This window comes from Flavobacterium taihuense, from assembly GCF_019351435.1.
GTDB classification, from domain to species: Bacteria; Bacteroidota; Bacteroidia; order Flavobacteriales; family Flavobacteriaceae; genus Flavobacterium; species Flavobacterium taihuense.
Genome location: NZ_JAHWYN010000016.1, coordinates 97,791 through 110,325, shown reverse-complemented (window position 1 = coordinate 110,325; position 12,535 = coordinate 97,791). Strand labels below are relative to the sequence as shown.

Annotated in this window: 8 protein-coding genes; all 8 read right to left on the bottom strand. The window is 31.3% G+C overall.

All coding sequences use genetic code 11. The annotated features are described in order from the left end of the window. Positions 1–282: 282 nt before the first annotated feature. Positions 283–3,174 carry an alpha-amylase family glycosyl hydrolase gene (locus KZH69_RS16085; RefSeq protein ID WP_219318497.1) on the bottom strand — a complete coding sequence of 964 codons (2,892 nt, stop codon included), beginning with the start codon at positions 3,172–3,174 and terminating at the stop codon, positions 283–285. Between the two features lie 348 nt (positions 3,175–3,522). Then, positions 3,523–4,821, bottom strand: coding sequence for an HlyD family secretion protein (locus KZH69_RS16080; protein ID WP_219318496.1), 1,299 nt, complete (start codon positions 4,819–4,821; stop codon positions 3,523–3,525). A gap of 19 nt (positions 4,822–4,840) precedes the next feature. Beyond that, positions 4,841–7,030, bottom strand: a complete 2,190-nt coding sequence (locus KZH69_RS16075) for a peptidase domain-containing ABC transporter (RefSeq protein ID WP_219318499.1) — start codon at positions 7,028–7,030, stop codon at positions 4,841–4,843. Further along, positions 7,026–8,615, bottom strand: coding sequence for a vitamin K epoxide reductase family protein (locus KZH69_RS16070; protein ID WP_219318495.1), 1,590 nt, complete (start codon positions 8,613–8,615; stop codon positions 7,026–7,028). Before KZH69_RS16070 ends, KZH69_RS16075 begins: the two co-directional genes overlap by 5 nt. A gap of 3 nt (positions 8,616–8,618) precedes the next feature. Further along, on the bottom strand, positions 8,619–9,899 hold the full coding sequence (locus KZH69_RS16065; RefSeq protein ID WP_219318494.1) for a DUF6734 family protein: 1,281 nt from the start codon (positions 9,897–9,899) through the stop codon (positions 8,619–8,621). A gap of 3 nt (positions 9,900–9,902) precedes the next feature. After that, entirely contained in the window at positions 9,903–10,121 is a 219-nt protein-coding gene (locus tag KZH69_RS16060; RefSeq protein WP_219318493.1) for a hypothetical protein, read from the bottom strand. 255 nt (positions 10,122–10,376) lie between these two features. Beyond that, entirely contained in the window at positions 10,377–11,243 is an 867-nt protein-coding gene (locus tag KZH69_RS16055) for a hypothetical protein (protein ID WP_219318492.1), read from the bottom strand. Between the two features lie 22 nt (positions 11,244–11,265). Then, the gene (locus tag KZH69_RS16050; protein ID WP_219318491.1) at positions 11,266–12,531 is read right to left on the bottom strand and encodes a DUF6734 family protein; all 1,266 of its coding nucleotides are present in this window, start codon (positions 12,529–12,531) and stop codon (positions 11,266–11,268) included. Positions 12,532–12,535: the final 4 nt, after the last annotated feature.

Below are 12,535 nucleotides of genomic sequence, written 5' to 3'. Positions count from 1 at the left end.
GAGGGGCTGTTTTTTTGTTTATAGAATGAAGAGTTTAGCCAATAAAGGTGTTGTAAAAACGGGATTGGGAGAGGGATAGAAGCTATCTACCGAAGTAGAGCGGATAGCCCGACGGCATTATGGTAAGGGGGCGAACAAGCGCTCTCTAAAAAAGTTTGCCCCTTGCTATAATGGGGTCTCGCCCTAATAATTGTAGTTTATATTGATTATTTTTTGAACCAAAAAAAGCCACCAAAACTTAATTTGATGGCTAATTTAAACTAATTCGAAATAATAGGTAATTTATTGTTTGATGAACTTCATCACTTTTACTTGATTTTCTTCATTATAAATTTTCACAAGATACATTCCGTTATCTAGATCACTAACACTATATTGATGGTCTTTAGCCTGACTTTTGTTGAATGTTTTAACTAGTTGGCCTGTTATAGCATAAAGTTGAACTTTAGTAGTAGTCGTATTTAATTTAAAATAAGTAGAAGCTGGATTTGGGTAAATATAGATTGCTTTTAAAGCTTCAAAATCGGTAGTAACCAAAGTAGTTGCTTTATTTCCGTAGATTCTAAATTCACCGGGTTGTAAAGTAATGGTAGCATTGGCATTAGTCACGGTGTATGGTGTGTTGTCCATTAAATTATACCATGATCCGGTACTTTGAAAACCGGTTGCAACATTTTGCGTAACTACGTCAAAATTGGCAATGATAAGAACATTTTTCAGTTCAGTATCGGCCAAAGCACTATTTGTGATTTTAATATTTGGGGTTAATGTCGTTCCTGATGGCATAGTAGCTATACCTGAAAAAACAGGCTCAGTAGTTTTTAATCCAATCATTCTCGACCAATCGTAATAGATTTTGTTTCTTACGTTGTCTCCCAACCAGTTATTAACCCATTGAGGTTGTGGTTTTGTGTCTAATTTACAATCTCCAGATGTGGCATCTGAGGAAGTATTTACGGTTCCATTATTACAAGTAAAAATAGAAGAGTCCCATCCTAATTCTCCAAAGTGCCATATCATTTTTGGACCAGGTACTAATAATGATACAGCTCCAATTGCAGACATTCTTGATAAAGCAATGTTTAAATTTTTTACATTATGTGCTGAATTTGTTGTATTCCCATATTGTAAATTTTTATACATCAAACGTTCTTCGTCATGACTTTCGGCATAGCCAATAACTCTATTCCCTAGAAAACCACTATGTTTTGGTCCATACATTCTTGAAATATCGTTGTTGGAATTATAACCCATTGATAATTGGTTGTAATTGTTGTTCAAATTTCCCCACATCATTACTCCTTTGCTTGGGGTTTCTGCGAATCTATAATTTGCCCATTCTTTTTCTTCAGTATCACTTCCTAAGTGCTCAAAAATAGTGTAGTGAGTTGGGTCTAATGACCAAGAATAATCAGCATATCCTTTTAAAATATCAACTCTGTCCTGTTGGTATTGTCCTGTACAAGCCTCGTCGCTAGCGGTACAGTTTTGTGTAAATCCTTTGGTTAAATCCCAACGGAAACCATCAATTTTATATTCTTCAATCCATTGTTTGACAACTCTTTTTACATAATTTTTAGTATAAGTTGAAGAATGATTCAAATCTTCTCCTACACTATAAGCATGTTTAGCAACGGTATTGAAATAAGGATTCTCTGCAGTTGGAGAACCATATCCATCACCATCGGGATCATTCATCCACATACGAATCATTGGGTTTCTTCTGAAAGCATGATTTAAGGCTATATCCAGAATTACTGCAATTCCGTTTTGGTGGCATACATCGATTAACTCTTTTAGTTTTGTTGAAGGGCCATAAAATTTATCTAATGCCATGTGGAAAGATGTGTTGTATCCCCAACTTTCGTTTCCTTCGAATTCCATTACAGGCAGCAGTTCAATAGCATTGATTTTTAAATTTTTAAAATAATCAATACGATTGATTATATCTTGGTAATTTCTGTTGGCATCAAAATCCCTTACCAACAGTTCGTAAACTACGAGTTTATCTTTTTCTGGTTTTACAAAACTGGTTGTTGCAGTACTCCAAACATAAGGAGTTTGCCCAGTTTGTAATACTGTTACTTCTTTGTCTTGACCTGCAGGATAAACTGGCATATTAGGGTAAGTTGAGGCAGGAATTCCTAAATCTTCATTAGGCGAAAGCACTAAAGTTGAATAAGGATCGGCCGTTTTTACCAATGCTGGAGAATTGGCGATAGGTGTTGTCTCACCGACCCAATATTGATAAGTGTAATTTGTTCCTGATACTAGTCCTGTCAATTCGATCCAAAATTTTGTAGAACCAGCCGTAGCATCTTTTTTCATAGCATAAGATGTACCTGGTTGCCAATTATTAAAACTTCCTGCCACATAAACAAAATCTTTTAAAGGTGCATCTAAAACTAAAGTTGCTTTGGTTGCATCAGTTGGGTTGTAATTGATTCCATCGAGCAAACTGGCAGGAATAGTTTGTGAAACGGTATTTGGATTGATGACTACAGTAAACTTCTTAGTAACAGTAGTAGCTCCTTGAGTTACTTCCAATTCATAGTTTTGGTTTGAAGTAATGTTGGTGTGATTGAATGTATAATTAGAAGTACTTGCATTTGTATTAATGCTTACACCGTTTGATTTTAAATTATAGCTGGCAACACCATTGCTATTGGTTGCTGCTATAGAAAGATTTCCTCCGGAAGCAAGTATAGTAGTACTGTTTTGTACAGGTGAAGTAAGGGTAACTTGAAAAGAACCTACTTCGGCAAACATATCTTGCGATTTTTTGTCACCAGTTCCATCTTTGGCTTTTATCAAAAAACCAATTTTTCCAATATTGGTTGTGTTATAATAGGTAGTTGGTACGAATGTCTTAGTATAAGTATCACTACCAGCATTATAAGTAAATTTGCTGGCTTCATCAGATGCATTCCATGAACCATTTAGAGGAGTCCCTTTTTGGGTTGTATCATCTAAGTCAAAAGCCCAAGCCCATAAATAGAGTGCATTCCCTGTTACACCCCAAGTGCTTTCATTGATGCTACCGCCATTTATCGTAATTGTAATAGAAGTGGTTTCCTCAAAAGAAGCTGGACTTATGGAATAAGTAGCTGTTTGCTGTTGAGCAATACTACCCAACGAAACAAATAGCAATAATAAAAGTAATATTTTTTTCATAAGTTTAATATAAGTCAGTTTATATTATTTAAAGGTAAGGTTATTAGATTGTTAAATGGAAGCATTTGAGTTTAAAGCATTACGAAAACGTTGTAGTGTTTAAAACTTTATTTTTTGTTATGTGATTTAGTATATATACATAAATTCGAAAAGCTATAGAAGATAAGTTTTTTTTTAAAGTAAGTTTTTGGATTTTAAAGAAAAATTGCCATGGCTTTAATAAATACAGGGTGTACAAATTGGAATTATTAACGAAATCGAGGATATAAAAATCTAATTATTCCAATACGGATTGCCTTGACAGAACACTTTTTTTTAATCTCAAAAATCAACCAACCAATTCCTTTTTTATCGTAGAGTCAATTTTCTAAATTGATAAAAAATACGTTCTATTAAACGCATATCGTCTGTAATAATATCCGCTTGACCTGTTAACTCTTTGTCGAATTTTATTTTTTTGTCAAAAGTAGTTGTCAAACCATTTGGAATTGTGATTTCAATAAAATAATTTCCATCTTTATCCGTAACTGAAGACATTGTTTGGATTTTTCCCTCCAGCATCCCATATTCTTGATACGGGAAATTCTCCAATTTAATTAGTACTTTCTGATTCTGTTTTATTTTGCCCGAATTCTGAGATAACACATTTAATTTTCCCATAAATTGTTGTTGATTGTTGGGCAAAATGGTCGCAAATAAGTCGGCTGTTTTAATAAGTTGGTTTTCTTTCCAAGAATTTTGGAATCTAAAAACGCCATCATAAACAGCTATAAATTGGTAATTTTGTTGCCAAATATGGATGCTTTTTTTTAATTCATCCAGTGCCTGATAAACAGAACTTAAATTAGTGACATCTGCTTTTTCTTGAGATATCCGATTTCCTATTATTTGTTTGTGAGTTTGGTTAATAGCGTCTTTTTGCTGTGAAATAGTTAAATTGGTTTGATCATAACTTTGTTTTGCTTGTAAGTTGCTTACTTTTTGAATTTCCAAATCATATCCTGAAATCACGCCTTTGTCAAAAAGTTCCTGAGATCGTTTCAATTGTTGGTTGCTTAATGAAAGTTTTGCTAATTCTAATTTTTGTTGCGCATAAAGAGAAGATAATCTATTACTATTTTCATTTTGTGAACTCAGTCCAGCATTAATTTCTTGCGAATAAGGGTGTAACTTTTGGTTTAATTCGTTTTCGATATACGCTTTATGAAATTGAATATAAGCCGTTTGAATTTCACCAAGTTCTAGGTTTTTCAGTCTGTCAAAAGGAAAAGTAAAGTTCTGATAATTGGTGTTGATTGCTTGAATTGCTTTGGACAGCTTTATGACATCCTGATAATTTGCTGTACTCTCCAATATGGCCAAAACATCTCCTTTTTTTACTTTTTCAGAATTAGAAACATATATTTTTGCGATGCGAGAATTGACTCTTGATTCCAGTCTTTCGGGAGGATTTACAGAAGTTATGATTGCTTTGGCAGTAATAATTTCCGGATATTTTACAAACCAAGAGCCGACAAGTGTAAATAGCATTATTATAAAAATAATGGAAATTCCATAACGTACAATCCATGCAGGCGGATTTGATAATACTTCTTGTACAGATTCCGAACGCAATTCGATGTCTTCTAAAACATTTTTATTCGCCATTTTTCTTTTGTTAAAATGATTAATTCCCTAATTCTAATTGATTCTTGACCAATTCAAAGTAATTCCCCTTTAGGAGAATTAAATCTTTATGTGTTCCTATTTCCACTATTTTGCCTTTTTCTAAAACTACTATTTGGTCTGCATTTTTAACGGTTGAAAGACGATGTGCAATAATAACAGCTGTTTTGCCTATGAGAAATTGATTTAGATTTGCCATAATTACCTTTTCATTATTGGCATCGAGAGAGGAAGTAGCTTCATCAAAAAACAAATAATTTGGATTTTTATAAACCGCTCTGGCTATCAAGAGACGTTGTTTCTGGCCACCAGAAATACCCGTGCCTTCATTTCCTATTTTAGTATTATAGGATAAGGGCAAGCTTTCTACAAATTCCTTGATATTGGCAGTTTCAACAGCATGTAAAAGTTTGTTTTTATCTACATAATCATCTCCTACGGCAATATTATTTGCGATAGTATCATTAAAAATAAATCCTTCCTGCATTACCACACCGCAATTTGACCTCCAGGCACTCGGTGAAATGTTATCAAATTTGATATTTTCCAGTGTAATTTCTCCATTATTCGGCTCATAAAACTTCATCATGAGTTTTAATAGAGTTGTTTTTCCGCTCCCGCTGGTGCCTACAATGGCGGTGGTTTTTTGTTTTGGGATATGTAAATTCAAATTTTCTAGAACATAATTGGGGTTCCCTGTATATCGAAAAGATAAATTTTTTATAGTAATGTCAGAATGTTCTAAATCGTAAATTTTAGGATTTAATACGTCCTCTTCATCTTCTTTATCGTGAATTTCAGCCAATCTTTCCAGACTGATTTTGGCATCTTGAAGTGAACGAACGAATTCGACCATTTGCATCAATGGACTATTCAATTGACCTATAATATATTGTACAGAAAGCATCATACCCAGTGTCAAATCACCCTTAACCACTAATGTAGCAGAGAAAAATGTAATCAATAAATCTTTAAGATGATTGATAAAATTGGAACCTACCGATTGCCATTGCTCTAAAGTAAGAGCTTGCATACTGACTTTAAAAAGACGAATCTGGACAAACTCCCAACCCCAACGTTTTTGCTTTTCGGCATTGTGCATTTTTATTTCCTGCATTCCGTTGATTAGTTCCATGACCTTGGATTGCTCACTAGCAACTTGAGAGAAACGCTTGTAATCTAACTCTTTTCTCTTTTTCAGGAAAAATAATATCCAAGCCAGATAAATGATACTCCCGATAAGGAAAACCAAGAATAGTTGAATGTTGTAAAAAGCAAGCACAAAACTGAAGACTACTAAATTCACTAATGAAAACATCACATTGAGCGAACTTCCTGTGAGTAATTGTTCGATTCTATGGTTGTCGCCGATACGTTGCATAATATCACCTGTCATACGACTATCAAAATAGCTGATTGGGAGTTTCATTAATTTTATAAAAAAATCCGAAACAAGGGAAATATGAATTCGGGTACTCAAATGTAGCATTATCCAAGATCGAAGTATTTCGATTGAGGTTTGTCCAGCAAAAAGCATTAATTGTGCCAAAAGCATCAGGTAAATGAAATTTAAATCTTGAGTTTGAATTCCAATGTCTACAATGCTTTGAGTAAGAAACGGAAATAGTAACGAGAATAAACTCGCAGCTGCTAAGCCTACTATTAGCTGAATAACTAGGCCTTTGTAACGGAACAAATACTTTGTTAAGTAGCTAAAACTCTGCTTAGAATTTTCTGTATCCCATTCGTTCTTATGAAATTCGGGAGTAGGTTCTAGTAAAAGAGCAATGCCTTCTTCCGTTTTTTCATGGGCATTTTTTCCGATCCAAAATTTAATAAAATCCTCCTTCGAATAGGTTATTAAACCATGACTAGGATCAGATATGTAAATAGTATTGTTCTTAATCTTATAAACAACAACAAAATGTTGGTTATTCCAATGTACAATACAGGGGAGTGGAGTCTCATCTTGTAAGGTTTCAAAACTTATTTTTATACCGAGAGTTCGAAATCCTAGTGCTTCTGCTGCATCACTCAAGCCCAATAAACTACTGCCTTCACGTGTGGTTTCGGAAAGGTTTCTAATTTGCTGTAATTCAATGATTTTTCCGTAATATTTAGCTATTATGCGTAAGCAAGTAGGCCCACAATCTTTGGAATCGGGTTGTTTATAGAAAGGGAAGTTTTTAATTTTCAATGTACGAGAGTTTTTCTTCAATTAATTCATCGATAAAATAATTGAGATCATTAATTTGGTATTCTTTGGGCATAATATATCCATTAAGAATAATTGCGGGAGTAAAATGAATAGCATTATCTAAACACCAATTATATTGATTTGGAATCATCTTAGAGGTATATTCCAGATGATTGTTCTCCCATTTGGATTTCCATTTTTCCATGTCCATTGTTTCAATATGCCAATCATTTAACGAGGCTATAGCTTTATGAACTTCTCCAGACCAATAATAGTTGGAGGCTTGTTTATAAATTAAATTACTTGGATTTTCGGTATTTTCAATGTTGATGTTAAAAATGAGTTGGATTTTTATTTCATTTGGATTTTTTTTTACCAATTTCATTGCCTTTTCATAAACGGTATGGCAATGTCCACAGGAGGCACTTAAGACCAAAAACAAAGTAATTGGTGATTCCATTTTGCCTATCACAATGGTTTGTAAAGAATTTAAATGCTCTTCATCTATTTTTTGATTATTTTTTAATAACGCTTTAAAAACAAAATAGTTTCGTTTTAATTTTTGATTTTGTATTTCGGTAATCTCGTATTTACTTATTTTTTGAATTCTATTTTTAATTTCATAACCACTAAAATAAAATAAGATAACTATCAATATTCCAGAAAAAAAGGAAATAATTGCAATTGAATTCAGTTCGAGAGAGAAATTAAACGAAATTATTATTAGTTGTAATAGAAGTACTGTATCGATACCTAAGCAAAGAAGACACCATTTTTTTATAATAAATCCTTGATAATAGATTGAGTATAGGATAATAGGAATGCTAAAAACCCCTATAATTGAATAAATAAAACTATTTAAATTAAAAGAATTAAGAACAAAAAATAATGTCAGCGAACTAAAATAAAGTATCGAAATATCACTTAAACTCACATTTTCAAAAACGTTTGCGCCCTTGGATGACATCACATCTTTGCAACTTGCCTTTTCTGTAACATTGCATATTTTTGAAATGGAATCATTATGTAAACCCATTTCTTCGCGCACTAAAAAATAGCTAATAATCAAACCCGTTAGTAAGAGTAAATAATAAAATATACCTGTAATCAGGTTGTCTTTGTTTACTAAAAAAAATAGACTTGTTGAGAGTACAAAAACAGCCCCAATTATTACATTGTGCTTTTTGTTTGAAGATAAGAAATGACTTTCATTTATTGGGTTAGCTTCAATAGCAACAATTATTCCGGTCCAGATCGTTAAATATTCGTCTTTGGAAATCTTTTTTTTGAAACCGTTTGAAAATTCTATAGTTAGATTGTTTTTATTTTTTTCTGTAAATACAATTTCCTTTCCAGTGTCTGAATTTACTACTGAAAGGAATGAATGTGGAAGGTTTTCCAGCTCTTCTTTTTCAACTTTTACTGCAAGATTCTCGATTTCAAAGAAATTGAACGTATCTAGTATTGCATACAGACTCGGGAAATTGGGATGAGATTCTAATTGCATATGGAACTCATCTTCTAGATTGTAATATTGATTTTTTCTTAAATATTTTTTGAGATATGTGAAATTCTTCATTTTTTAATTAAAATTTATAGGTAATAAAATTTGATGGTAGATGCATCTATCCATTACGAAAGAGAATATTTTTTCTTTTAATTCATCTGGGGTAATGTTTTCCATGAAATCTTTGTCTTCTATTATTTCCAAAGCAATTCTATTAATACTCATTGGGGTTTCAAAATAATACAATAGAAAATCCCAATCTTCCATTTTTAATTTTTCCTCAAGCTTCTTCTGTGGAGAATGATAGTAGATTTCTATTTCATCTTCAGTAATCTCATTAAATCGTGTGTCTTCGGATAATTTAAATTCGGTATCCAAAATCTTTTCCCAAGATGTGTTTTCTAACCAAGTGTAAATTTTAGATAGAAATTCAAAACGAATTTCATCATCTAAAATATCATTTGCCATGCATAGATTGTACTTTACTAGATTTTTATTTAGTTTGTCATAGTCTTCTGGAAATTCATATCTTAATCGGTATTTTAGTTGTTCACACATTTCAAGAGACTTTTTAGCATACCCAACCGTATGAATATAGGTCTCTTTTATGGGTACCACATGGAATTTCATAACATTAGTAAATGCTTCATTCATTTCAGATTTCAAAAATTTTATCTCTAAATCCTTCTGATTGGCTAATTCAAACCCTAACATTTGTTCATAAACCATATTTAGAACCCCAACATCAACCAAGTACAGTTTATCTAAATTAGCGTTTATAATTTCGAAAACTTTGTGTTTAAATTCTTTGAAAAAATCTAAATTATTTCCCCCTATTATACCCGCATTATAAGCATACACATCTTTAGTTCTCGAATAAACGGGAAATAAATCTTTTGAAATGCTCTTAAATTCATTAAGTAAAATTTCTAAGACTTCATTATATTTGGGAAAATTAAATTCCAAATTTTGGGCAAACAAATCAGCATTTAAAAGTTCAACAGGAAGTTTATCCCATATAAAAACATCTGTATCTGCATGGATAAACGGTTTTTCTTGAAGAGAATAGGTTAGCACTTTGCCTAATGCCCATAACTCAGGTGGATAATCCTGTAATTCGTTAAGTTCTAAATGTACCGTAGAATAGGGGATTCCCAATTTGTCAATTAACAATTCCTTGCCTAGATCATCGGTATAGAGTGCAACTTCCTTATAAATTTGTTTGAATTTTAAACAACTCAACAGGCAAGAGTAAAAAAAGAAGTTGGCATTTAGCCAACCTCCCTTAAATCTTGCATTCAAATCGTCATTTTCTTTAAAAAAAGGCTTGGACCAAAAACTTTGAATGACGTTCATTAATTAGCATTTTACACAATAAAAACCAGATACTGCAGCTGAAGTATATATTGGTCTTGTGTCTGTACAACCATTCGCATTATATACTGGGTTTATAAAAGATGTTCCCGCAGGGCAGCAAGGACGAAAGCAAGGACTAACATCATAGCCTCCTGAAATAGTTTTAGCCTCTTCTTTTGATAGAATAGCACCTTTTATTTTTTCTAATAAATTACTTTTCATCTTAATAAATTTAAATTTTTTCTCTACCTACTCATTAGCTTTTCGGCTTCCGCTTATTGGGTTTTCAAATCATAGTTTTTTAAGACATTAATTTAGGTTTCGGTCTCAGGTTGCGCAACCCTATATAGATCTAGAATTCCTTTTATCTGTATTTGCAACTACAAATTATTTAGAATTTAAAAGCATTTTATTTTTCTTAATACTATTATTTACTTTTAAAATAGAGTATTAAAATCTCATGTAAAAGACTTATATCTAAAGCTTTGAATAATTATTTTTTGTACTTTTTAATCTGCTTTTATTGAAGATCCTTCTTAACTTATTCTCGCTATAGTCTAGTAATGTTTCAATATTTTCAAAATGCAATAATTTTAATTCGTTCCATACTCCATCATTATCTTGTAAGGGATGAAAATTGTGGATGTATCTATAATTATTTCTATCAAGTGATTTCCATAAATTAAAATAGCTGTTGGAGTCAAAATCATTTTTGTGCCCCCAATTTGTTATCTTTTGAAGAATTTCACTTTCATTTCTAGCCCAGGATTGATGAACAAGAATTGTGTCTGATTCGATTATTTCATTTGATTCATTGACTCTTCCATAATAACAAATAGGATTTGTTGTAGCTACCCAACAGTTCTCTATTATAGGGGAAATGATCAAAAATCCTTTTTCTATTTTTTTAAATAAATTTGCAAATTTAACGCATACAGAAAGTGTGTTATGATACTTGTTTTTATCTAAATATATTTCTTCTAATTCATTCATAAATGAGCTAAAGTCAAGGAAATATTCATCACAATCTAACTGAATATACCAATCACATCGCCCCATTTTATTATATAGAAAATTACGTTCTTTATTTTCATTTATCATTGGCGGATTTAGTTCATTATAAAAGGTATCTTCTTTGATTTTTATTTTAGATTCCGTGTCAAATGATTTGATCCATTCAAAAAAAGCGTGCGGAATTTCAAATCTATTTCCAGACCACGTCAATCTATCCTTATCAATAACTAAAATGATTTCTTGTACTTTTTTATTTTCATAGATTAATGGTAATGAATATTTCAAATATTCGTAATCGTAAGAAACTAAATATCCAATTTTTACAACCATATTTTTATTAAATTATTTGATTTCAAAAATGAGGTAACAGAATTTCATGTAAAAGGCATTTATCAAAAACAAATGACAGCAATTTCTCTGTTAATGATTCTTTTGTATATTTTACAGCAATGTCATTGTCCAATAGTAATTCTAAACATAATTCATTAATGGAAATGGATTCTTGGAAATACAATAAAATATTTTCCCAATCTTCAAGGTTTAGTTGTTCTTTTTGCAATGTTTGTGGGGAAACATATTCTATTTTACTAAAATTATTATCTTCGAAAATTTTAACTGTAGGATTCAATTGAAATTTTGTATTACAAACAACATCTATCGTGTTTTCTCTTACATATTTAAAAATTGAAAATAAAAATCTTTTTCTTAATTCTGAAATTTCGTAATAATCTTTCCATAAGAAATTTGTGGTTCCATTAAATTTTACTTTTTCATATTCTTGTGGAAACTCATACATTAATAGAGCTTCTATTTGCTCGCAAGCATAAATCGATTTTTTCGCAAATCCAATTGCATGAATATATTTGGTGTAAAATGATGCTAAAGGAAAATTTACCAATGGAGTAAAATTGGAGTCAATATTGTTAAATAATGATTTAGGTTTAATGTCTTTTTTATCAGCAATAGCGTATCCAAGTTGTTGCTCATAGATCATATTGAATATTCCAACATCAATTTTATCAAAAAAATGTTGATTTTTATTTATGAATTTTTCGGACCGTGAATAGAGTTTTTTAAAAAAATCTAGATCAGTACCCCCAATAATCCCTGCATTAAAAGCTAATACTTTTTTATGTTTGTATAAAGAATTAATTAATTCTGAGGGTATCCAATCAAATAATGTTAAGATTTCTTCTAATGCTTCTGAGTATATTGGAAAATTTTCTTCTATATTTTGACAAAATAAAGGGGAGTTGATTAACTCTTCAGGGAATTTTTCCCAAATATATACATCTGTATCCGCATGAATAAAAGGTTTTTTTTGAGCACTATAGGTATAAAGTTTAGGAAAAGCCCATAGTTTTTCATTTGTTGTTTCTAAGTTATCAAAACAATTTATAAAATTTGAATAAGGGATTCCTAATGTCTTATTTATAATAAATTCTCCTTTAGAATCTGTATAAAGATTGACCTCACCGTATAATTCTTTGAACTTTAAGCAACTTAATGCCATGCTAAAATAAAAATATTTTTCATTTAGCCATCCTCCTTTAAATCTGCTGTTTGGATCTATAGAATTACTTAAAAATGGTTTGGACCAAAAACTTTGTATTATCATAATT

Excerpts from the sequence above, each read along its gene's own strand:
- KZH69_RS16085 (WP_219318497.1), bottom strand. The coding sequence starts at position 3,174 with ATGAAAAAAATATTACTTTTATTATTGCTATTTGTTTCGTTGGGTAGT.
- KZH69_RS16080 (WP_219318496.1), bottom strand. The coding sequence starts at position 4,821 with ATGGCGAATAAAAATGTTTTAGAAGACATCGAATTGCGTTCGGAATCT.
- KZH69_RS16070 (WP_219318495.1), bottom strand. The coding sequence starts at position 8,615 with ATGAAGAATTTCACATATCTCAAAAAATATTTAAGAAAAAATCAATAT.
- KZH69_RS16065 (WP_219318494.1), bottom strand. The coding sequence starts at position 9,899 with ATGAACGTCATTCAAAGTTTTTGGTCCAAGCCTTTTTTTAAAGAAAAT.
- KZH69_RS16060 (WP_219318493.1), bottom strand. The coding sequence starts at position 10,121 with ATGAAAAGTAATTTATTAGAAAAAATAAAAGGTGCTATTCTATCAAAA.
- KZH69_RS16055 (WP_219318492.1), bottom strand. The coding sequence starts at position 11,243 with ATGGTTGTAAAAATTGGATATTTAGTTTCTTACGATTACGAATATTTG.
- KZH69_RS16050 (WP_219318491.1), bottom strand. The coding sequence starts at position 12,531 with ATGATAATACAAAGTTTTTGGTCCAAACCATTTTTAAGTAATTCTATA.